Source organism: Rhodococcus sp. ACPA4 (assembly GCF_002300185.1).
In the GTDB taxonomy this organism is placed as follows: Bacteria; Actinomycetota; Actinomycetes; order Mycobacteriales; family Mycobacteriaceae; genus Rhodococcus_F; species Rhodococcus_F globerula.
In genome coordinates this window covers 615091-638779 of sequence record NZ_NSDY01000002.1, presented here as the reverse complement: position 1 = coordinate 638779, position 23689 = coordinate 615091, and the positions used below count along the sequence as shown (strand labels likewise).

At 61.7% G+C, this 23689-nt stretch carries 16 protein-coding genes and 1 riboswitch; of the genes, 10 read left to right on the top strand and 6 right to left on the bottom strand.

Annotated features, from left to right (window positions below):
* The first annotated feature begins 173 nt into the window (after positions 1 to 173).
* The 8 genes from CJ178_RS26175 to CJ178_RS26140 all read left to right on the top strand — a co-directional run bounded on the left by CJ178_RS26175 (position 174) and on the right by CJ178_RS26140 (position 9408).
* The gene (locus tag CJ178_RS26175) at positions 174 to 608 is read left to right on the top strand and encodes a helix-turn-helix domain-containing protein (RefSeq protein ID WP_033234026.1); all 435 of its coding nucleotides are present in this window, start codon (positions 174 to 176) and stop codon (positions 606 to 608) included.
* A 108-nt stretch (positions 609 to 716) separates the two neighbouring features.
* A riboswitch (cobalamin riboswitch) is annotated at positions 717 to 925 on the top strand.
* A gap of 136 nt (positions 926 to 1061) precedes the next feature.
* A complete protein-coding gene (gene metE / locus CJ178_RS26170) occupies positions 1062 to 3326 on the top strand; it encodes a 5-methyltetrahydropteroyltriglutamate--homocysteine S-methyltransferase (protein WP_095888697.1) in 2265 nt (754 codons plus the stop codon).
* Positions 3327 to 3452: 126 nt separating this feature from the next.
* Positions 3453 to 4004, top strand: a complete 552-nt coding sequence (locus CJ178_RS26165; RefSeq protein WP_033234025.1) for a MarR family winged helix-turn-helix transcriptional regulator — start codon at positions 3453 to 3455, stop codon at positions 4002 to 4004.
* Positions 4005 to 4115: 111 nt separating this feature from the next.
* A complete protein-coding gene (locus CJ178_RS26160) occupies positions 4116 to 5315 on the top strand; it encodes a homogentisate 1,2-dioxygenase (RefSeq protein WP_033234024.1) in 1200 nt (399 codons plus the stop codon).
* On the top strand, positions 5312 to 6172 hold the full coding sequence (locus CJ178_RS26155) for a hypothetical protein (protein ID WP_095888334.1): 861 nt from the start codon (positions 5312 to 5314) through the stop codon (positions 6170 to 6172). Before CJ178_RS26160 ends, CJ178_RS26155 begins: the two co-directional genes overlap by 4 nt.
* A 2-nt stretch (positions 6173 to 6174) precedes the next feature.
* Positions 6175 to 7359 (top strand): fumarylacetoacetase, encoded by a 1185-nt coding sequence (fahA, locus tag CJ178_RS26150; RefSeq protein ID WP_095888696.1) that lies wholly within the window; start codon positions 6175 to 6177, stop codon positions 7357 to 7359.
* 221 nt (positions 7360 to 7580) lie between these two features.
* Positions 7581 to 8384, top strand: a complete 804-nt coding sequence (locus CJ178_RS26145) for a class I SAM-dependent methyltransferase (RefSeq protein WP_257013445.1) — start codon at positions 7581 to 7583, stop codon at positions 8382 to 8384.
* Positions 8371 to 9408, top strand: coding sequence for a polysaccharide deacetylase family protein (locus CJ178_RS26140; RefSeq protein ID WP_257013444.1), 1038 nt, complete (start codon positions 8371 to 8373; stop codon positions 9406 to 9408). Before CJ178_RS26145 ends, CJ178_RS26140 begins: the two co-directional genes overlap by 14 nt.
* 25 nt (positions 9409 to 9433) lie before the next feature.
* Here the strand turns inward: CJ178_RS26140 and CJ178_RS26135 are convergent, their stop codons facing one another.
* The 4 genes from CJ178_RS26135 to prpD all read right to left on the bottom strand — a co-directional run bounded on the left by CJ178_RS26135 (position 9434) and on the right by prpD (position 16508).
* The gene (locus tag CJ178_RS26135; RefSeq protein WP_095888693.1) at positions 9434 to 12820 is read right to left on the bottom strand and encodes a pyruvate carboxylase; all 3387 of its coding nucleotides are present in this window, start codon (positions 12818 to 12820) and stop codon (positions 9434 to 9436) included.
* A 150-nt stretch (positions 12821 to 12970) separates the two neighbouring features.
* The gene (locus CJ178_RS26130) at positions 12971 to 14092 is read right to left on the bottom strand and encodes a bifunctional 2-methylcitrate synthase/citrate synthase (protein ID WP_095888333.1); all 1122 of its coding nucleotides are present in this window, start codon (positions 14090 to 14092) and stop codon (positions 12971 to 12973) included.
* A complete protein-coding gene (gene prpB / locus CJ178_RS26125) occupies positions 14089 to 15006 on the bottom strand; it encodes a methylisocitrate lyase (RefSeq protein ID WP_095888332.1) in 918 nt (305 codons plus the stop codon). Before prpB ends, CJ178_RS26130 begins: the two co-directional genes overlap by 4 nt.
* Positions 15006 to 16508 carry a 2-methylcitrate dehydratase PrpD gene (gene prpD, locus CJ178_RS26120; RefSeq protein WP_095888331.1) on the bottom strand — a complete coding sequence of 501 codons (1503 nt, stop codon included), beginning with the start codon at positions 16506 to 16508 and terminating at the stop codon, positions 15006 to 15008. The genes prpB and prpD overlap by 1 nt, the downstream gene beginning before the upstream one ends.
* Positions 16509 to 16675: 167 nt before the next feature.
* Between prpD and CJ178_RS26115 the strand changes: the two genes are divergently transcribed.
* Entirely contained in the window at positions 16676 to 18097 is a 1422-nt protein-coding gene (locus CJ178_RS26115) for a short-chain fatty acyl-CoA regulator family protein (protein ID WP_095888692.1), read from the top strand.
* Between the two features lie 178 nt (positions 18098 to 18275).
* Positions 18276 to 20225, top strand: coding sequence for an FAD/NAD(P)-binding protein (locus CJ178_RS26110; protein WP_257013442.1), 1950 nt, complete (start codon positions 18276 to 18278; stop codon positions 20223 to 20225).
* Here CJ178_RS26110 and CJ178_RS26105 read toward each other — a convergent pair.
* Positions 20218 to 22644, bottom strand: a complete 2427-nt coding sequence (locus CJ178_RS26105) for an ATP-dependent Clp protease ATP-binding subunit (protein WP_033234017.1) — start codon at positions 22642 to 22644, stop codon at positions 20218 to 20220. The two genes, CJ178_RS26110 and CJ178_RS26105, sit on opposite strands and share 8 nt — an antisense overlap.
* Before the next feature lie 212 nt (positions 22645 to 22856).
* A complete protein-coding gene (locus tag CJ178_RS26100) occupies positions 22857 to 23681 on the bottom strand; it encodes a transglutaminase-like domain-containing protein (RefSeq protein WP_095888329.1) in 825 nt (274 codons plus the stop codon).
* Between the last annotated feature and the right edge of the window lie 8 nt (positions 23682 to 23689).

Sequence of the window (23689 nt, the reverse complement as noted above, 5' to 3'; positions counted from 1 at the left end):
GTCGCAATTAATGCCAATCCCTCTCCCGCCTGCAGTTCTGACCCAAATCTTCACGTATCCTGTTACCTGGTTCCACAGCAACACGTTGCGGAACCAAGTAGCGGAGTACCGACCCACCTATGGTTACCTACCAGTTATCAGATGGTTGAGCGGACAACACAGGGGGAAGGCTCATGGCGCAGAGATTCAGCCAACGATTGAATGCGCTGTTCGAGTCCGCCCCCAATCACGTCACCAACGCCATGGTTGTGCGCAGCATGACCGAAGACGGTTGTCGCATCTCGACTCCCTACTTGTCGCAACTCCGCACGGGCGTCCGAACCAATCCCTCACCCGAAGTTGTCTCCGCCCTCGCCCGATTCTTCGAAGTGACTCCGGACTATTTTTTCAACCCCGACCAGGAAGTGCCATTTCTTGCAAGCGGCGATTCCGACCACATTCTGCTCGCACAGCTTCACAATGATCGCCTACGTAATCTCACGTCCCGGGTCGTCGACCTTTCTCCGGCATCACAGGCCCTGCTTGTCGAAATGGCAGAAAATCTCCGATCATCGGAAAATCTTCCCCGCGTCCCTCCCGACTCCAACTCGTACTCGTGGCGCGCCTAGCCCGTCGACAGAAGGCATACAGGCACTCCTTTTCCTGCTCCGACGCTCGTGGCCCTATGCTGGGCAACGCAGCTGGTTCGCCCGGCGCGGTCATGAGGAGCCCCGAAGACCGTTCCTGGCGTCGAAGCTCCGTCAGCCCAGGCTGACGGAGTGAGAGGGAACCCGGTGAAAATCCGGGACTGTCCCGCAGCGGTAAGCAGGAACGACCGCCGTCTACATGCACTGGGCATCTTGCCTGGGAAGCGACGGCCAGTAGGTTCGATCACCACGATCGAGAGCCCGCGAGTCCGAAGACCTGCCGACTGTGTCGGGCACGCCGTGCCCGACGGTCCACCGCCTCGTGGAATGGGCGCGTAGATCTCGAGAAGTGGTCGCATGTTTGATCGCGGCCTCATGAGGTGTACCCGTCTGCCGGCAGTGGCCATCAGTGCAATGGCAATCTGGAGAAACTCCGTGACAACAACATTCACCGCGACCGTGCTGGGCTCTCCGCGCATCGGTCCTCATCGCGAACTCAAGCGGGCCATCGAAAGCTACTGGGCGGGGCGTATCGACGCCGACGCCTTGGCGCGAGTAGCTCGTGACCTCCGTCGGCAGGGCTTGGCCGACCTTCGTGACCAGGGTCTCAACTCCATCCCGGTCAACACTTTTTCCTTCTACGACCAGATGCTCGACACGGCAGTGCTTCTCGGGGTGTTGCCCGAGCGGGTCGCCTCCGTCGCCGATCCGTTGGACCGCTATTTTGCGGCCGCACGCGGCACCGACACCATCGCCCCGCTCGAGATGACGAAGTGGTTCGATACCAATTACCACTATCTGGTCCCCGAGATTTCACCGTCGACGACTTTCGCGCTCGACGCCTCCAAGGTGCTCGGCGAACTGGCGGAAGCACTCGCCGACGGAATTCCCGCTCGCCCGGTTGTTATCGGACCCGTCACGTTCCTTCTCCTCTCGAAGGCTGTCGGAACCGAAGAACCTCTTCTGACGCGGATCGATGAACTGGTTCCGCTGTACGCGGACCTTCTCGGCAAGCTCGCCGAAGCCGGGGCCACGTGGGTACAGATCGACGAACCGGCGCTCGTCGGCGACCGCACCGACGAGGAGATCGAGGCCGCGCGGTCGCTCTACGAACAGCTTTCGTTGTTGTCGAACCGACCGGCAATTTTGCTGGCGTCGTACTTCGGCTCATTGGGCGATGCACTGCCCGCCCTGGCGTCCACCGCAGTCGACGGTTTTGCGATCGACCTTGTCGCAGGACATGATTCGATAGGTTCCGTCCCAGACCTCGCCCGAAAATTGGTAGTCGCCGGAGTTGTCGACGGTCGTAACATCTGGCGAACGGACCTGGATTCGGCGCTGTCCACGCTTGGCGGGCTGCTCGGCAGCGTCGAGAGGCTTGCCGTCTCCACGTCGTGCTCGCTCCTGCACGTTCCGTACTCACTCTCGCAGGAACCTGATCTCGACAAAGCCCTTCGCTCGTGGCTTGCATTCGGCGCCGAAAAGGTGCGGGAAGTGGCAACACTTGCGACCGCACTGGCCCAGGGTCGCGAATCCGTCGAGGACGAATTCGGCCTCGCTCGCGCCGCCGCGTCGACTCGCAGGGACGACAAGCGACTCAACGACGCACGCGTGCGTGGGCGTCTTGAAGCCGTGCTGAATTCGGCGACCAACCGCGCACCGGCAGCAGAGCGCCGTAAAGCTCAGGCCGAATTGCTGTCGCTTCCTCCCCTTCCGACCACCACTATCGGTTCGTACCCGCAGACATCCAAGATTCGGGTGGCTCGTGCGGCATTGCGCAAGGGAGAGATCGACGGAGGCGAATACATCTCGCGCATGCGCGCCGAGATCGCGGATGTGGTTGCGCTCCAAGAGAAGTTGGACCTGGACGTGCTCGTGCACGGAGAACCCGAACGCAACGACATGGTCCAGTACTTCGCCGAACAGCTCGAGGGATTCTTCGCGACCGCGAACGGTTGGGTGCAGTCGTACGGAACGCGCTGTGTACGTCCGCCGATCCTTTACGGCGATGTCTCCCGGCCGAAGCCGATGACAGTCGACTGGATCACCTACGCGCAGTCACTGACCGACAAACCGGTCAAGGGGATGCTCACGGGACCGGTCACGATTCTGGCGTGGTCGTTCGTGCGTGACGATCAGCCACTTGCCGACTCCGCCAATCAGGTTGCACTGGCGATTCGGGACGAAACCGTCGACCTACAGGCTGCCGGCATCGGCATCATCCAGGTAGACGAGCCCGCACTTCGTGAGCTGCTCCCGTTGCGAGCCGCCGATCAGTCGGCATACCTGGACTGGTCGGTCGGGTCGTTCCGACTGGCAACGTCGGGCGTCGCGGATTCCACGGCGATCCACACCCATCTCTGCTACTCGGAGTTCGGTGCCGTGATCGGCGCGATCGCGGGACTGGATGCCGATGTCACCTCGATCGAGGCGGCCCGCTCACACATGGAGGTTTTGGACGACCTCAGCGCCGTCGGGTTCGACCTTGGCGTCGGCCCCGGCGTGTACGACATTCACTCTCCGCGGGTGCCGAGCGTCGACGAGATTGCCGGCTCGCTGCGTGAAGCACTCGAGGCTGTCCCGGTGGAACGGTTGTGGGTCAATCCTGACTGCGGCTTGAAGACGCGAGGTCCGGTCGAGGTAGAAGCGTCGCTGCGTAACCTCGTCGAGGCGGCAAAGCTGGTGCGAGCGGAGTTGTAGGGGGCTCCGCCCCCCCCTGTGCGCCTTTTTGGTAGTCGGCACTACCGGAAAGGCGCACAGGGGCCGTAGGCCCCTTTTAGTACATTCATATACAAACGTGCCTCTTGATCGCGCTAGAGTGACGCCATGGAAGCCGCAGCAGAAGAAACTCAGGGAACGGCCGGAGAGCTCAATTTTTGGTCGTTCATCGAGTTGGCGAACAAAAGACTGTCCGACGAGCACGGCTTTCGCCACCACCTCGCCACCGAGGTTCTCCTGACACTCAACCGCGCATCCAACGTGGTCACGTATGACCTCGAGTCGTCGATACACCGACCACGCGGCTGGTCGTGGTCATCCTTCCGCCTGATGTTCGTGACCTGGCTGGCCGGGCCGATCGAGCCGAAAGCCGCTGCCGAGCTCACTGGAATGAGTCGGGCGGCCGTGTCGAACCTGTCCAAATCACTGCTGGCCGACGGCCTGATCGATCGTCGCCCTACCGAGAACGACGGCCGTTCGGTGCAGCTCTACCTGACCGAGATGGGCAGAGACGCGATGGTCGAGGCGTTTCGCGAGCAGAACGAGCGCGAACACGCGTGGGTCAGCGTCCTCAGCGAAGCTGAGCAGCGGATTCTTGTGATGCTCCTGGACAAACTGATCAGCAATCGCAGCCAGTTCGACGTGCGCGGACGGAACTAACAACACAACCCGCACCCCCTGAAGGGTTGCACCTGTCACATCATTTTAGTTAATGTGTTTACTATCTGGTCAACGTGAGTCAGACGGAAACAGCACAGAAGGAGGCCGGACATGGCGTTCTACCGACAACTCGGCAATGTCCCCCCGAAGCGTCACACTCAGCACCGTGACGAAGCAGGAAACCTCTACTACGAGGAGTTGATGGGCGAAGAAGGATTCTCCTCCGACTCGTCGCTCCTGTACCACCGTGAGATTCCGTCGGCGATCGTCGACGCCACGCTCTGGGAACTGCGTGACCAGAGCACCACGCCCAATCACCCACTCAAACCGCGGCATCTGAAGCTGCACGACCTGTTCCCGGAAAGTATCTGGGCCGAAACGGATGTGGTGACCGGACGGCGCCTGATCCTCGGCAATGCCGACGTCCGCCTGTCCTACGTCATTGCCGGCGCGGCATCGCCCCTGTACCGCAACGCAATCGGCGACGAGATGGTCTACATCGAATCCGGTGAAGCCACTGTCGAAACGGTATTCGGCGCACTCGAAGCACGCGAAGGCGACTACGTCCTCATCCCGATGTCCACGACGCATCGCTGGATCCCCAAGGGCGACAAGCCACTACGCGCCTACGCGATCGAAGCGAACAGCCACATCGTTCCGCCCAAGCGTTACCTCTCACGATTCGGCCAGTTGCTCGAGAACGCACCGTTCTGCGAGCGCGACCTACACGGACCCACGGCTCCCCTGATCGCCGAAGGTACCGATGTGGAGGTCTTGGTCAAGCACCGGACGTCGGCCGGCATCGTGGGAACCCGCATGGTCTACCCGACGCATCCCTTCGACGTGGTCGGCTGGGACGGTTGCCTGTACCCGTACACGTTCAACATCTCCGACTACGAACCCATCACCGGCCGCGTTCACCAGCCGCCGCCGGCGCATCAGGCATTCGAGGGCAACAACTTCGTGATCTGTAACTTCGTGCCACGCAAGGTCGACTACCATCCACTGTCGATTCCTGTGCCGTACTACCACTCCAATGTCGACTCCGACGAGATCATGTTCTATTGCGGCGGCGACTACGAAGCACGCAAGGGTTCCGGCATCGGCCAGGGTTCCATCTCGGTTCATCCCGGCGGACACGCACACGGCCCGCAGCCAGGAGCGTACGAGCGCAGCATCGGTGCAGAGTTCTTCGACGAGCTGGCCGTCATGGTCGACACGTTCCGGCCGCTCGAACTCGGCGAAGGCGCGTTAGCATGCGAAGACGACAACTACGCCTGGAGTTGGGCCGGACGGGGGCCTGCACAATGACCGTCATCTCCCCACTCCTGCGCGGTCTGTGCGACGACGCCGCCCTCTTCCCACCCGGCAATGCGCCTCTCGCCGAAGCAGTTCCGTCGCATCAGTCGTACCTCGAAGCCGGCTACTCCGCATTGGTCGGCCCCTTCGTCTTTCCCGCACCGCGATTGGACGAACTCTCCGCTCACATCTCTGCCGATCATCCTGTGGCACTGAGCCTCACAGTTCCTGCCGGTCCGGACGCCACTGCGGCGGCGGTGGCGAAGGCCCTGGCCATCCCGGGGGTCGATGTCGTAGCGGTGGAGGTTGGAACACCTTCCGGCGTAGCGGCCGATCATGCTTTCGACGAGCTGGCGCGCATTCACGCCGCGTATCCCTACATCGACATCTTTGTCGAGGTTCCCCGCGACGATCGACGCGACAGCTACATTGCCGCGCTGGAAAAGGCCGGTTACAGCGCGAAGTTCCGCACCGGCGGCGTTCAGGCCGAGGCGTATCCCGACGAGAACGAACTCGCTGACGCCATCATTTCCGTTGTCCGCGCTGGTATTCCGTTCAAGGCCACGGCAGGGCTGCATCATGCCGTCCGGAACACAGATCCCGACACGGGTTTCGAGCAGCACGGCTTCCTCAACATCCTGTCGGCAGTCGGCGCTGCGGCGACCGGCGCAGATCGGTCCGATGTAGTTGCCGCACTGGCAGAACGGGACGGAACCGCTCTCGCACACAGCGTGTCCGAACTCGATGACCAGGACGTGCGTCGACGCTTCCTCTCGTTCGGCACCTGCAGCATCTCGGACCCACTGACCGAACTCGAAGACCTGGGACTGATCAACCGGTCCGAGAAGACAGAAGGAACACTCGCATGACCATGACGACCATCAACATTCCCGCCGACTCGCTCTTCGGGCTCGACAATCTGCCATACGGTGTGTTCTCCCCCGCAGGCGGCGCTCCGCGTGTCGGCGTTCGAGTGGGTGACTCTGTCATCGACCTTGCAGTGGCACTGGGCGATTCCGTCTTCTCGGAACCGACATTGAACGCGTTCATGGCACAAGGCCGCGATCGCTGGGTATCCGTGCGCAACCAGATCACCGAACTTGCAACCGGAGAAATCCCCTCCGACGCAGTCTTTTCCATCGACTCCGTCGAGATGCATCTGCCGATCACAGTGGCCGACTACGTCGACTTCTACGCGTCGGAGAATCACGCCACCAACCTCGGCCGTCTCTTCCGCCCGGATTCCGCTCCCCTGATGCCCAACTGGAAGCACCTTCCCGTGGGCTACCACGGGCGTTCGAGCACCGTCGTCGTATCCGGCACAGACATCATTCGTCCCTGTGGCCAGCGCAAGAGCCCTGACCAGGCGAACCCGGATTTCGGACCGTCGCGCCGCCTCGACATCGAGGCCGAGATGGGATTCATCGTCGGAACCCCTTCGAAGATGGGCGATTCCATCACGCCTGACGAATTTGCCGACCACGTCTTCGGAGCCGTTGTCGTGAACGACTGGTCTGCCCGCGACATTCAGGCGTGGGAATACGTCCCGCTTGGCCCCAACCTGGGCAAGAGCTTTGCCACGTCCATCTCCCCGTGGGTCGTCCCGCTTCTCGCTCTCGAAGCTGCCCGCATCGACACTCCCGTCCAGGATCCCGAACCCCTCCCCTACCTGCGCGGCGAGGAAAAGTGGGGACTCGACATCGACCTCGCTGTCGAATGGAACGGTCACGTCGTCTCCCGTCCGCCGTACGCGCAGATGTACTGGTCACCCGCGCAGATGTTGGCCCACACCACCATCAACGGGGCGGTCGCGAGTACCGGCGATCTCTTTGCGTCCGGAACCATCTCGGGCCCCGAGAAGAACCAGCGCGGCGCCTTCATCGAACTGACCTGGGGCGGAAAAGAACCCGTCGCTGTCGGCGACGAGACTCGCACCTTCCTCGAAGACGGAGATGTCATCTCCATCTCGGCCACCGCACCAGCAGCCGGCGGTTCACGCATCGGGTTCGGTGAGGTCAGCGCACGTATCCTCCCGGCCACGCAGGCAGATCGATAAGCACAACCACATAGCTCGACTCGACGCCGCACAGGTCCCCGCTATTTCGGTGGGACTCCTGTGCGGCGTCGTCGTCGTTCCGGTCGCACCGCGCTATTCGTTCGCCCCTGGGAGATTCCAGCGGGACCCCCTGACAGCTGCCACATCCACCTTAGGTAAGGTTCGCCTAACTCACAGGGAGTACACAGCTGGTTCCCAGGTCTCGGACGACTGCGCCTGCTGTGCCGACTCCGTTGGCCGACACCGAGAACGGATTGACGATGACGCTTCTCCAGCGCAGTAGGACTTCACTTGCCCGCACGGTTCTGGGTGAGGACAACTACCGCCGTGTGCTCCGAGTAATCAATGATCGGCGACAGAAGCCGCGCGTCGGCAAGGTGCGTTTCGGCGACCTCCGAAGGATCGAGCCGATCTGCCGTGAATACGGTTTCGAGCGTGGACGTCCGATCGATCGCTTCTACATCGAGAACTTTCTCGACACGAACAGCCACCTGATCACCGGATCCGTGCTGGAGATCGGCGAGCGGACCTACACCGAGGCTTTCGGTGAGGGTGTCACACGTTCGGACATGCTGCACGTCGCAGACGTGGAAGACGCGACCTACGTCGCCGATCTCACCGACGCACCGAACGTGCCGAGCAACACCTACGACTGCATCATCCTGACGCAGACGCTGCAGATGATCTTCGACACGAACGCCGCAGTGGCGACGCTCCATCGCATTCTCAAGCCCGGCGGCGTGGTGCTGTGCACGGTGCCCGGCATCAGTCAGATCGCCGACCCGGTGTGGAACTCGACCTGGTACTGGTCGTTCACGGAATTGGCCGTGAATCGACTGTTCGACGGCCCCTTCCGCCGCGAGAGCGTCGACGTGCGGGCGTTCGGCAATGTGCTGTCGGCTACCGCCTTCCTGCACGGCATGGCCGACCGCGAGCTGAAGAGGCAGGAACTGAACGTCTTCGACCCCGAGTACCCCGTCATCGTGACGGTCGCGGCACGCAAGGGCGACGATGTCGAGGCGTGACGCCCTCGCCCGGATGGTCCGGCTACGCGCCCGGAAACAACGGCGCCGCGGCGGCATCCTGATGTACCACTGCATCAGCGAGGAGATCTACGACCCCTGGGCAATCTGCGTCTCCCCGAACGCATTCGACGACCAGATGGCAGTGCTCGCCCAGGCGCGTGCCGCCGTCGACCTCGCGAACTTTGCGGGCAGCGATGCCTATACGCGCACCGGTTCCCAGTTGGCCGTGACATTCGACGACGGTTACGTCGACAATCTTGTCGCCGCATTGCCGGTACTCGAACGTTACGAGATTCCGGCGACCATCTTTGTCATCGGAAACGCCGTCGGTCGCACCCGCGAATTCTGGTGGGACGGTTTGCAACGCGCCGTGCCGAGCGGTGAACCACTACCGGATCGGCTGGATTTTCCGTTCGGAAAAGGCCGGCGGACCTTCACGCTGAACGAGCGCCCCGGCGACAGCGCGACGAATGCGCGCTGGCGTGCCGACAGCGGCGAGATCACAACCTCCCGTCAAGCGTTGTTTCGCGCGCTCTGGGACGCAATCGTCGTGCTGGAGCCGACCGAGCAGGACGACGCGATCGATCATGTGCTGGCCTGGGGAGGTCGAATGGCGACGACGCCAACGTCGCGAGTGGCCCTCGACGCGGAACAGTTCGCGCAACTCGCCGATCACCCGCTGATCACCCTCGGCAGTCACACGCTCGACCACGTCTCGTTGACAGACCTTCCGGCTGAGCGGCAGCGCACGCAGATCAGCGCCGGACACCGCAAGATCGAGGAGCTGTCCGGCCGTCCGATCACTCGATTCTCGTACCCGTACGGGCGTTTCGACGACACTGCCCGGGCTGCGGTCCGCGAACTCGGCATCGACGTCGCGTGCACCAGCGTGCCCATGCCTGCGATCGGCAGTGACGACCCCTGCGCCTTACCGCGGGTACAGGCCACCGAGATGGACGGCGACCAGTTCACCCGATGGCTGCGCGAAGACTACGGACTTATCCGAGGGCAACTGCTCCAGTAACACGATCGGCCGCAGCCGGAAGTACTTACGGCTCGATCACCACCAGCAAGTCACCACCCTCCACCTGTGCCAACGGGGCAATGGCGAGCCTGCCCACGAAACCGGCGCATGGCACGGTGATCGAGGCCTCCATCTTCATCGCCTCGATCGTGGCAACCGTGTCACCAGCCGAGACCTTCTGCCCCGGTTCGACAGTCAATGTCACCACTCCGGCAAATGGTGCGGGAACGTGCCCAGGAACGCTCCGGTCAGCCTTCTCTGCAGCCGGAACGGTGTCGGCGATGCTCCGGTCTCGGACCGAAACCGGCCTCAGTTGACCGTTGAGGATGCACATCACCGTCCGGAACCCGCGCTCGTCCGGCTCGGAGATCGCTTCGAGTCCGATGATCAATTCCACGCCAGGTTCGAGTTTCACGCGATGTTCCTCGCCGCGGCGCAAACCGTAGAAGAACTGATTTGCGGAAAGCCTCGAGGTGTCGCCGTAATGCTCGAGGTGTTCCAGGTAGTCCCGTGTCGGACCGGGGAACAACAACCGATTCAACGTCGACCGGACTTCCCCGGATTCTCCGTCAAGCGCTTTCGTATCCTCGACGGACAGCTTCACCTCGGGCTTTGCCGGACCACGGCCTTCCAATGCCCTGGTACGGAACGGCTCCGGCCAACCTGCCGGCGGAGTACCCAATTCGCCACGCAGAAAGCCGATCACCGATTCGGGGATATCGAACTTCGCAGGATCTGCAGCAAACTCATCGGCGCTCACTCCCGCACCCACCAGGTGAAGAGCCAAGTCGCCGACCACCTTCGATGACGGCGTCACCTTGACGAGACGCCCCAGCATCCGGTCTGCCGCCGCATACTTCGACTCGACATCCTCGAAACGTTCACCTAGACCCAATGCCGTTGCCTGGGTGCGTAGATTGGACAGCTGGCCACCGGGAATCTCGTGTGTGTAGACCCGGCCGGTCGGCGCCGGAACACCGGACTCGAACGGTGAGTACACCTTTCGCAATGACTCCCAGTAGGGTTCCAGGTTGCACACGGCCGCAAGATCAATTCCAGTGTCGTACTCGGAGTGAGCCGCGGCAGCCACGATCGCCGACAACGCCGGCTGACTGGTGGTTCCGGCCATCGGAGCAGAGGCGCCGTCCACCGCGTCGGCGCCGGCCTGCCACGCCGCCAGGTAAGTCGCGAGCTGTCCGCCCGGAGTGTCGTGGGTGTGGACGTGCACCGGAAGGTCGAAGTTGCTCCGCAGTGCGGAAACGAGAGTCGCGGCGGCAGGTGCCCGAAGCAATCCTGCCATGTCCTTGATCGCGAGAACGTGAGCTCCCGCTTCCACGATCTCCTCCGCGAGGCGGAGGTAGTAGTCGAGCGTGTAGAGCTTCTCCGCAGGATTCGACAGGTCACCGGTGTAACTGAGCGCCACCTCCGCGACTGTCGTGCCGGTCTCACGAACTGCGTCGATGGCCGGTCGCATCTGATCTATGTTGTTGAGAGCGTCGAAGATTCGGAAGATATCGACGCCGGTACGGGCAGCTTCCTCCACGAACGCGGTGGTCACCTTTTCCGGATACGGCGTGTACCCGACGGTGTTACGGCCACGCAGCAACATCTGTAAGCAGATATTCGGAACTGCTTCACGCAACGCCGCGAGCCTCTCCCATGGATCTTCCTTCAAGAAGCGGAGCGCCACATCATAAGTTGCACCACCCCAAGCCTCGATGGACAACAGTTCCGGAGTCATCCGAGACACATGGCCGGCCACCGCGAGGAGACCGCTGGTACGAACCCTGGTCGCGAGAAGTGACTGATGCGCGTCACGGAATGTGGTATCTGTGACGGCCATGGCATTCTGCTGACGCAAGGCAGCAGCAAAACCGGCCGGACCCAACTCCACAAGTCGCTGCTTGGAACCGTCTTTCGGTGTCGTGGTCAGGTCGATTTTCGGGAGTTTGTCGTGCGGATAGCCCTGCGACGGCCGCTTTCCGTTCGGCTGGTTCACCGTCACGTCGGCGAGATAGGTGAGGATCTTCGTTCCCCGGTCTGCCGATACCCGCGACGTGAGAAGCCGGGGACGTTCCTCGATGAACGATGTTGTCACCTCGCCCGCCCGGAAGTCCGCGTCGTCTAGAACTGCTTGCAGGAAGGGAATATTGGTGGAAACTCCACGAATGCGGAATTCGGTGACTGCGCGCCTGGCCCGCGAGATGGCTGTGGGGAGATCGCGTCCGCGGCAGGTCAGCTTCACCAACATGGAATCGAAATGAGCGCCGACTTCCGCACCGAGCGTCGTGCCGCCGTCGAGGCGGACCCCGGCACCACCCGGTGTGCGGTAAGCGGTGATGCGCCCGGTGTCCGGCCGAAAGCCGTTTGCCGGGTCCTCGGTAGTGATGCGCAATTGAAGTGCGGCGCCGCGCAGAACGATCGACTCCTGCCGAAGTCCCAGATCGGCGAGGGTCTCACCCGAAGCGATTCGGAGCTGAGCCTGAACCAGATCGACGTCCGTGACTTCTTCGGTGACAGTGTGCTCCACCTGGATTCGCGGGTTCATCTCGATGAACACGTGGTTGCCACGAGTGTCGAGCAGGAACTCGACAGTGCCGGCACACGAGTACTTGATGGCTTTCGCAAAGGCCACGGCATCGGCACAGATCTTCTCGCGCAGTCCGGCCGGAAGGTTTGGAGCAGGCGCAATTTCTACGACCTTCTGATGGCGTCGTTGCACACTGCAGTCGCGCTCGAACAGGTGGATAAAGTTGCCCTCGCCGTCAGCGAGGATCTGCACTTCGATATGGCGTGGGTCGACCACTGCCTGCTCGAGGAACACGGTGGCGTCGCCGAACGCCGACTCAGCTTCTCGGGCAGCAGCTTCGATCGATTCGCGCAACTGTGAGCGTTCGGCGACGCGGCGCATCCCCCGCCCGCCGCCACCAGCTACGGCCTTCACGAAGATCGGGAACTCCATCGACTCCGCAGCTTTCATCAGTGCGTCGATGTCGGTGGACGGTTCGGAAGACTCGAGAACCGGCAGTCCCGCTGCTCGCGCTGCTGCGATTGCGCGGGCCTTGTTTCCCGTCAACTCCAACACCTCGGCCGACGGCCCCACGAACGTAAGACCCGCCTCGGCACATGCTGCCGCGAGTTCAGGGTTCTCCGAAAGAAATCCATAACCCGGATAGACGGCGTCGGCGCCCGCCTTCTTCGCTGCTGCAACCACTTCCGACACTGACAGGTACGCACGAACAGGATGCCCCTGCTCCCCGATCTGATAGCTCTCATCGGCTTTGGACCGGTGGATCGAGTTCCGATCCTCGTACGGGAACACAGCCACCGTTCCGGCACCTAGTTCGTAGGCAGCGCGGAACGCGCGAATGGCAATTTCGCCTCGGTTGGCGACAAGCACTTTGGAGAACATGAAGAAGAAAACCTCGCTGTCGAGTGTGGTTCGGTACCGCGAAATGCGCATAGCCCGCACGGAAATGTGCGGGCCATGCGTGGAGAAGCGTCGACGAGGCCAGGAGACGGTGATGCCAGAACCGAACCTCACCGACGCAGTCTGAAGGTGTCAGGCCACGACCGTTCGCTGCGGCACGCCGGAGTACTGGCTCAGCGGCCTGATCAGGGCGTTGGACTGCCCCTGCTCGATAATGTGCGCCGTCCACCCGGTGATTCGACTCATCACGAAGATGGGAGTGAACATCTCGACGTCGAAGCCCATGAGGTAATAAGCGGGACCCGTGGGGAAGTCGAGATTCGGCTTGATTCCGGTGGCGCTGACCATCGTCTTCTCGAGGATCTCGTACATCTGCACCCACTTCTCGCCATCGGTGACCGCAGCGACCTCGATGAGGGCGTCCTTCATGGTCGGAACCCGCGAGTCACCGTTCTTGTAGACACGGTGTCCGAAGCCCATCACCTTGTCCTTGGCGGCCAACTTGGCCGACATCCATGCCTCCGCACGATCGGGATCGTCGATCTCGAGCATGTCGTGCATGACGGCTTCGTTTGCACCGCCATGCAACGAGCCCTTGAGAGCACCGATGGCCGCCGTGACAGCGCTGTAGATGTCGGACAGCGTCGAGGTCACGACACGAGCCGCAAACGTCGAGGCGTTAAAGCTGTGCTCTGCGTACAGAATCAGGGATACTTCGAAAGCCTTGACGATTGCCTCGTCCGGTACCGCGCCGAAGCACATGTTGAGGAAGTTCTCGGCGAAACCCAGTTCGGACTGCGGCGGGGTGGGATCCTGGCCACGACGACGACGGAAGTCGGCTGCGACAATCGTCGGCAGAACTGCCGTCATTCGAAGTGCCTTCGCAAGATTCTCTGGCGCCGAATTGTCGTCCTCCGCTGGATCTTCGGCCCCGAGATAGCTGATGGCAGTGCGGACCACGTCCATCGGATGACAGTTGTCCGGCATCTTCGTCAGCAGTGACAGAAGTGACCGATCAGCGCGACGGGCCGCACGCTCACGTAGACACAGCAATTCGAGTTGCTCCGGAGTTGGCAGTTCGCCATACCAGAGCAGGTACGCAACTTCTTCGAAGCTGCAGTTGGCGGCAAGATCCTGCACCGCATAACCGCGATACGTCAACGAATTCGTCTCGGGGACCACCTTGGAGATCGCCGTCGTGTCAACGACAACTCCCGCCAAACCCTTGTAGATCGTCGGAATCTGTTCGGTCATGTCCTACTCCCCTCCAAGCTGAAATTGAAAATGCCACTGTCGAATTCGTTGTAACGTTCGTACTCGAGAAGCTCGTAGAGACGGCTGCGGTGCTGCATCTCACCGAGCAGGCCCTCCTGAGTGCCTTCTGCATGAATCTCGCGAAGTCCCTTTTCGATGGCGAATATCGCCAGCCGGAGGGTAGTCACGGGGTAGATGACGGCGTTGAAGCCGATCTCTTCCAACGTCTTTGCCGAGATGAGATTCGACTTTCCGAACTCGGTCATGTTGGCGAGCAGCGGAACGTCGACTGCCGCGCGGAACTTCTCGAAGTCGGCCTCGGTGGCGAGAGCCTCCGTGAAGATCAGATCGGCGCCGGCATCGGCGTAGGCCTTGGCACGCTCGATCGCGGCATCGATACCGTCGATTCCCGCGGCGTCGGTTCGAGCGCAGATCACGAAGTTCGGATCACGGCGCGCAGACACGGCCGCCCGAATACGTCGCACCATGTCCTCGGTAGGCACGATTGCCTTGCCGTCGAGGTGCCCGCAGCGCTTGGGGTTGATCTGGTCTTCGAGGTGCAAACCGGCTATGCCGTCGTCCTCGAAGATCGTGACCGTGCGGGCCGCACTCATGGGTTCACCGAATCCGGTGTCCGCGTCGACGAGCGTCGGAAGATCAGTGACTCGGGCAATTTGCTTGCTGTGGCCGGCCACCTCGGTGAGCGTGGTCAGTCCGATATCGGGAAGCGCCAGCCCGGCAGAATAGGCCCCGCCGGAAACGTAGACACCTTCGAACCCGATTTCCTGAATGAGCTTGGCCGTCAACGGATTGATGGCACCAGGTAGTCGCTGAATCTTACCCGACGTCAAGCCTGCCCGGAAAGCGATACGCTTGTCCGCGGCGGACGTCGAGGCTGCGATGAGGCCCGTCATCAGAAGATCCCCTTGGTGACCTTGGGTGCCCGAGCGAGTACGTCGTCGGAGACCGTGAAGGTGAGCTGGTTCAGCTCACCCGCCTTCAGCTCTGCAGTGCGCTGCGCAGCGTCGAGGAAGCGGTCCTGCTCGCCCGGCTCGATGACGCCCTCGGCGAGGGTGCGGAACTTTGCGATGTACTGATCGCGAGCGAAGGGACGCGCGCCCAACGGATGTGCGTCGGCCACGGCAAGTTCGTCGATGATGACCTCACCGCTCTCGAGAGTGATCTCGGCGCGGGCACCAAATGCCTTCTCGTCCGGATCGATCGAGTGGTAGCGGCGGGTCCATTCGGGGTCTTCACGCGTGGAGATCTTGTTCCACAACTCGATCGTGTCCGGGCGCTGTGCACGCTCGGGAGCATAGGAATGCTCGTGATGCCATGTACCGTCCTGCAAGGCCACAGCGAAGATGTACATCACCGAGTGGTCAAGTGTCTCACGCGAAGCAGTGGGATCGAACTTCTGCGGATCACCGGAACCCGTGCCGATCACGACGTGCGTGTGGTGACTGGTGTGCAGGACGATCGACGCGATCTGATCGAGATCGCCTACGCGGGAACGCATCCGACGTGCGAGGTCGATCGGAGCCTGGCTCTGGTACTCCGCGGAATGTTCCTTGGTGTAGGAATCGAGGATCGCACGCTTCGACTCACCGGTACCGGGCAGCGGAACGTGGTATTCCTTCTCGGGTCCGCCGAGCATCCACGCAATGACGCCGTCTTCGCCTTCCCAGATCGGCGAGGGGGCACCTTCCCCGCGCATCGCACGGTCAACAGCTTCGACGGCAACCTTGCCGGCCAACGCCGGGGCGTATGCCTTCCAGCTGGAAATTTCGCCCTTGCGGGACTGACGGGTGGCCGTCGTCAGGTGCAGTGCCTGACCGATCGCCTGGTAGACCGTCTCGGTGTCGAGACCGAGCAGGGTTCCGATACCGGCGGCGGCAGAGGGGCCGAGGTGAGCGACATGGTCGATCTTGTGCTCGTGCAGGCAAATTGCCTTAACCAGGTCGATCTGGATTTCGTATCCCGTTGCAAGTCCGCGGATCAGGTCCTTGCCGTCGCGCCCCGTGTGCTGGGCCACCGCGAGGATCGGTGGAATGTTGTCACCGGGATGCGAGTACTCAGCGGCGAGGAAGGTGTCGTGGAAGTCGAGTTCACGAACTGCGACGCCATTGGCCCACGCTGCCCATTCCGGTGAGAAGGTGCCACTGACACCGAAGACCGTAGCGCCGGGGGTATAGGGATGAGCCTGTGCCTGCGCACGGGCATTGACGACCGGACGGCGCACCAGGGAGGCCGCGGCGACGGATGCATTGTCGATGATTCTGTTGACGATCATGTCGGCAGTCGCATCGGCAACCTCGACGGAATCTGTCGCAACTTCCGCGATCTTCCACGCCAGATGCTCATCCTTGGGGAACTCTTCGGCCGAGCGGCGAGTGCGTACGAGATGCGTCTTCATGATCCTCTTTCCACGTGTTTCGGTATCTATTTGCACGCTACGCAGCGCGGAGGACCCCACAAAAGGGCTTGCATATGCCGATTTGTGCAACAGCGACCTTGCAAAGTTGCGAACGTTGCGAACTTCGCCTCGGTAGTGTGATCTTTCATCAGTACCGAGGAGATTCGATGAAAAAGATGTATGCGGGTGCCCGTCTACGACGCCTCCGCGACGAACGCAACCTGTCACAGTCCGCACTCGCCAAGGTGCTCGAACTCTCCCCGAGCTACGTCAATCAACTCGAGAACGATCAACGCCCGCTGACCGTCCCGGTTCTGTTGAAACTCAATTCCGAATTCGACCTCGATGTCCAGTTCTTCGCGTCGGACTCCGATGCGCGTCTGGTTGCCGATGTCCACGAAGCTCTCGCCGAGACATCGGAATCCGGTGAGGTATCCCTGGCCGAAGTGGACGAGTTGGTAGCCCGGATGCCGGCCGTCGGACGTACGTTGGTGATGCTGCACAGACGATTGCATGCCGCTACGGAGCAACTCGATCAATTCTCGACACAATTGTCCGGTGATGCAGTACCCGAGACCGCCCTGATGCCCATGCCGTACGAAGAGGTTCGCGATTTCTTCTACGATCGCCGCAATCACATCGCAGCCCTCGACGACGCCGCGGAAAAGCTGTTTGTCGACAACAAATTGACCATCGGAGCACTCGATCTTCAGCTGGCTCGACTGTTGCGCGATCAGCATGGCGTCACAGTCCGCATCCGCACTGACGAGCCGGACAAGTTGGGGCCCAAACGGTTCTACGACGCCGACAAATCAATTCTCACCCTGGCCCGCCGCCTCTCCGCCGGGCAACGCGCATTCCAGATCGCGATGCAGTTGGCCTTCTTCACACAGGCAGAACTCATTGATTCCATTGCAGCAGAAGATGAGTCGCTAACCGCGGAGTCCGCTGCTCTCGCGCGCGTCGGGCTGGCCCACTACTTTGCCGGTGCGCTACTACTCCCCTACAGCGTATTCCTGAACTCCGCCGAGACCTTGCGATACGATATCGAACTTCTGAGCCTGAAGTTCGAAGTCGGGTTCGAGACGATCTGCCATCGCCTGTCCACTCTGCAGCGACACGGCCAGCGAGGTATCCCGTTTTTCTTCGTCCGCACCGACCGCGCCGGAAATATATCGAAGCGTCAGTCCGCCACAGCATTCCACTTCTCACGGGTAGGCGGTAGCTGCCCACTGTGGGTGGTACACGAAGCATTTGCCAGCCCGGGCCGCATCCTGACTCAGGTCGCAAAGATGCCGGACGGGCGTACGTATCTGTGGATTGCGCGCACGACGCACAGCGGCGGGTTGGGATATCTTGCCCCCGAACGTAATTTTGCCATCGGACTTGGTTGCGACATCACTTACGCCGACCGCATGGTCTATTCACGCGGCATTCAGACGGACGACCCGGCCACGATCGTTCCGATCGGAGCAGGATGCAAGGTGTGTGACCGCCCGTCGTGCGCTCAACGCGCGTTCCCTCAGTTGGGCCGACCGGTATCGGTGAGCCAGAACAGCAGCAGCCATCTACCCTATCCGCAGGAATGATCGTCACAACAGTTTGATTCACGCTGATCCGATGTCCGAAATTCCTTGCCACAACATCCTTAACGGATAAAACTAGGGCTCACCATCTTCGAGCGATCGAGAGTCCTGGCTCCCTGACGTCGCAGCAACCCCCTCTGCCGAGGTGTGGGTGCTTTCTGCCAGGTCCGATGGAGGATTTGTGGACGCCGACCGACCCCGTACGTCTGTGGGCGATGCTGCAGTCATCGTGATCGTCGGCGGCGGTCCTCGCGGCACCGGAGTACTCGAACGCATCCTCGCGCAAGAAGCGGTAAACGCAGACCCGACGCCACTCGAGATTCACGTGGTCGACCCGTATCCAGCTGGCGCCGGACGTATCTGGCGTGGCAGCCAAGCCCCTCTCTTGTGGATGAACTCCACCACCGCCGACGTCACGATGTTCACCGACAGCACCACAATCGTCGACGGTCCGATCGTGCCGGGTCCAACTCTGGCCGAATGGGTCGCCGAGAACACTGAAGAACTTGGTTCATTTCCCGAAATTGCCGACGAGATTCCGACCGTCACACCGGCGTCGTTCGCGTCGAGATCCTTGCAAAGCCGCTATTTGCATTGGGTGTTCCAGTCGGCTGTCGACTCAGCACCGCCGCACGTCGTCGTTCGAATTCATCGCCGATCGGTGATCGAGATCGATGACACAGAGGGCGGGCAAAACGTCCGTCTCGACAACGGTGACGTGATCGAAGCAACGAGTGTCTTACTGGCCCAGGGGCATCCGGACGCCTTGGCTGCCCCAAGGGAGATTCAACTGAGCGACTTCTCCGCCGAGCACGGGTTGACCTACGTCGGTCCCGGATACACCGCAGACCTCGACGCCGATGTCATTGCCGAAGGTGAGCCGGTGCTGATCGCGGGCCTGGGACTGGCGTTCATCGACTGGATGGTGCTCCTCGCGGAGAGTCGCGGTGGTGTCTTCGAACGAGCCGACAACGGCAACCTCGTGTACTCGCCGTCAGGGAGGGAACCACTTCTGTATGCGGGATCGCGTCGAGGAGTTCCCTACCACTCCAAGATCTCGTACTCGATTGAAGACGCTCGACCGCCGCTACCGAGGTTCTTCACCGCAGATCTGGTGCCTGGCGATGGCCCACTGAACTTCCACGAAGATATCTGGCCGTTGGCCTCGAAGGAACTGGCGGGCGCGCACTATTACGAACTTTTTGCTGCACATCCGGAACGGACCGTGGGCACGTGGGAAGAGTTCGACTCCGAATTTGCCTCACTGAGTTGGGGATCGCCGCGCCTGGACGAATTGATCGAGAACGCCGTGCCGAAAGCGGAAGACCGAATCGACCTGGAGCAGCTCAACCGTCCGCTCGGCGGCGAACGTTACGACGGATTGGACGCAGTTCAGAAACGGATCGGTGAGTACATTGCCGCCGATATCTCGCGCAGATCGGATCCATATTTCAGCGCCGATGCCGCGGTCTTCTCGGCACTGCTGTCCTCGTACATGACCGTCGGAGAGTTGTTGCGCCGTGGCCGAATTCCGGCCGAATCTGTCGCCAAGGACGTCGAGGGCTGGCTGCATTCCTTCTTCAGCTTCATCGCCAGTGGTCCGCCGCCGGAGCGACTCGAGCAACTGCTGGCGCTCAATGAAGCAGGCGTAGTGCAGTTCCTGGGCCCCGATACCGTTTTCTCCACCGAGATAGATCCGTCGACCGGAGACGGATTGTTTGTCGCGCGCAGCGCATCTCATACCGACATCGTGGCTACGCGCACCCTCATCGAAGCGCGCTTGCCCGTTGCCTCCATCAGTGCAAGCGGCGACGCACTGCTGCGTTCCCTGCACCGGCGCGGCGAGGCAGTTGAACTACGGGCCACCGTTGACAGCGCAGCAAAGCTGGCCGTGGACGGGACGTCGCGAATCTGCCGCGCCGACAACACAGTCCATCCCCGTCGATTCGCTGTCGGACCTTGGGTTGCCGGCCACAACTGGTCTGCGGCCTTCCCCCGTCCGCGCACCAATGCGGGGTTCTTCCGGCACAACGACGCGCTGGCAGCGGAGATTCTTGGCGCTACACGACTGTGCGCCTTTCCGGTAGCGTCCACTACCAGAAAGGCGCACGGGGGCGAAGCCCCTAGCTGAACACCAACTCACCCTCGTCAACCGCGACGGTGATGCTGCCGCCCTCTACGAGAAGATCGTCGAGCAGCATGTCGGCGATCTTGTCGTCGACAACCCGCTGGATCGAGCGGCGAAGCGGCCGGGCCCCGAACTCCGGCTGGTGACCGTGCTCGGCAATCCAGTCCACCGCGTCAGCTGTGAACTCGATCTCGATACCCTTGGACTGCAACCGCTTACGACTGTCCTCGAGCAGCAGGTCCGTGATCCGGTGCAATTGCTCGGTGTCGAGCTTGCGGAAGATCACGATCTCGTCGATACGATTGAGGAACTCAGGTCGCATCGACTCGCGCAGCCGAGCCATCACACGATCACGCAGCGGCTTCTCAGCCGACTCTGCGTCACCGGTGATGAAGCCGAGTCCACCGGACTTGCTCGAGATGATGTCCGAGCCGAGGTTGCTGGTCATGATCACGACGGTGTTCTTGAAGTCCACCGTGCGACCCTGGCCGTCGGTCAGACGTCCGTCGTCGAGCACTTGGAGCAAGGTGTTGAATACGTCCGGGTGCGCCTTCTCGATCTCGTCGAGCAGGATCACCGAGTACGGGTTACGACGCACCTGTTCCGTGAGCTGTCCGGCCTCGCCGTAGCCGACGTATCCGGGAGGTGCACCGACCAACCTGCTGACCGTGTGCCTCTCGCCGAACTCACTCATGTCGAAGCGCAGCATCTTGTTCTCGTCACCGAAGAGTGTGGCAGCCAAAGCTTTTGCGAGCTCTGTCTTACCGACACCGGTGGGTCCGAGGAACAGGAAGCTACCGACGGGGCGATTCGGGTCGCTCATACCGGTACGGCTGCGACGTACGGCGCGTGCAATTGCGCGCACAGCATCGTCCTGACCGACCACCCGGCTGTGCAGTTCCTCTTCCAGCCGACGCAGGCGATCCTTCTCTGCCTGAGTCATCTGGCTGGCCGGGATACCCGTTGCGCGAGCGACAACTTCGGCAATCTGCTCCGCAGTCACGTCCGGTGTTTCCTCCGCAACGGGAGCCTGGGTCCCCGCCTTTTCGAGACGCTGTGTGACATTGTTGATCTCGTCACGCAGCTGCGACGCCTTCTCGTACAATTCGTCGGCGACGGCTTTCTCCTTGTCGCTCTCGAGCTGCTCGAGACGTTGCTGCAGAGCAGCGGTGTCCACGGTGGCCGTCTTCAAACGAAGCCGGGCGCCGGCCTGGTCGATCAAGTCGATTGCCTTGTCCGGCAAGAACCTGTCACCGATGTAGCGAGCCGACAGTTCCACCGCAGCCGTGATCGCCTCGTCGGTGTAGTGCACCTTGTGGTGATCCTCGTAGCGACTGCGCAAGCCACTCAAGATCGCGATAGCGTCCTCGATCGACGGCTCCCCCACCTGAACAGGCTGGAAGCGACGCTCGAGAGCCGGATCCTTCTCGATGTGCTTGCGGTATTCGTCGAGCGTGGTGGCACCGACGATGTGCAATTCACCGCGAGCGAGCTTGGGCTTGAGGATGTTTCCGGCATCCATCGCACCTTCGGCGCCGCCGCCGGCACCTGCAATGGTGTGCATCTCGTCGATGAACACGATCAGCTCGTCCTTGTTGGCGGTGATCTCGTCGATGACCTTGGTGAGGCGTTCCTCGAAGTCACCGCGGTACCGAGTGCCCGAGACCATGCTGGACAGTTCGAGCTGGACAATTCTCTTGCCCACCAACGAGTCCGGCACTTCACCGTCGACGATGCGCTGAGCCAGACCCTCCACGATGGCGGTCTTACCGACACCGGCTTCGCCCACCAGAACAGGGTTGTTCTTGGTGCGACGCGAGAGAATCTCGATGGTCTGTTCGATCTCGTCGGCGCGGCCGATCACCGGATCGACGCCGCCGTTTCGGGCGCGATCGGTGAGGTCCACCCCGAACTTGTCGAGCATCGGAGTGTCGGAGTCACTCTCCTCGGCAGGCGCATTGGGATTCCGAACGGCGTTCTGCAACTTCTCCGGCGTCACACCGGCGGAAGCGAGCAGACGACCGGGAACGTGATCCATGTCGCCGGCCAACGCGATGAAGAGGTGTTCGGGGTCGATGTAGGTCGATCCCAGTGCCCGAGCCAACTGATGTGCCTCGAGTAATGCTGTTTTTACGGCGCTGCTGAGCACGGGCGCAGTGAAGCCACCCTGCTCACGGCCTTGTGGCAGCCGCTGGTCGATTGCCTCGACCACGGCTTTCGGGTCGGCCCCGGCGCGCTGCATGAGCGTGCGGACCGGGTCCTGCTCCGCCATGACACGGAGAACGTGCAGTGCATCGAGATCCGAATCACCGCGAGCAGACGCTGCGCGAGCAGCCTCAGCCATGAGTTGCTGGGTGGCCCTGCTCATGAGCCGGGAAAGGTCGATGCGACCGGGACCCTCGGGCCCGAAGAATGCTGGCATTCCGAAGCCTCCTAATAGTAAGTTGAGCGTTCTTGACTCAAGTAACGTGCTCGGAGGCCGATCAATTCCCGCGGGCTTGGATTTCTTTCAACAGCGGAAGCAAACTTGAGATTCCCGCTGGACCGACGACGCCGCAGGGCGATTGTGCGGACGCGCGCTCGATCATCCGCGCGGGCGCACATTCGGCGCGCGGGACCGCTCGCGCGAGATGATTAACAAATCAGACTGTCCGGTACCCGCAAATCCTTGTGGTCGTAAAGTGCCCGCATGGCGATGGGATCGTCGGAAGCGCAGACTCCGGCGATCTCGTCGAGCAGCAGGTCGTACTCCGCACCGGTCTTTCCGTCGTAGGCGTCGGTCATGCGGCCCCACTCGTCCCAAGGCAGGGTTTCGACCTTGTTCACTGCGGCCAGATCCTTCACGGCGTTACCACGGATCTCGGCCGGCCCCCAGTTCTCGGTTCCGTACACCCCGAATTGGGATGCGTCGATCTCGCCGCGCCGATACGCAACCCATGCCTCGCCGCCGCTGAGGAACTCTGCTGGCTGCAGGGCATGTGCGTGAGGAAGTATGTTCTGCCCCAGGATCTCCGAGTCGATGCGGATCCAACGTCCGCGGTCATCGTCCCGATACTCGGTGATCCAATGGTCGACGCCCTGCCCGGGCTGGAAGTAAGTGGCAAAGCCACAGCGGACACGAGCGGCAATACCGCGGTGACGCAGCAGCGCACAACTCATCACAGCAAAGTGCCGACAGGTTCCGACGACCCGTTTGCCTGGTTCCCGGGCAGTGGTCAACGGAGCTGCATCCAGTGCGAGTAGCCGTTGAAACAGAACGTTTGCCGGTCGGATCTGGTTTTCGTCGAATCTGTCCGCGGACAGATTCAGCGACTGCGCATCGGTGGGTTGGACGACCAGGTAGGGAACTACTCGGCAAATGTCCACGGGATCGACGGCGAGCAGCTCGAGCGACGGCACATCCACCCCGTCGAGTCCGGTTAACGGTCCGGGCATCGTGTAGTCAAGGTCTGGTTCCACGAGGGCGA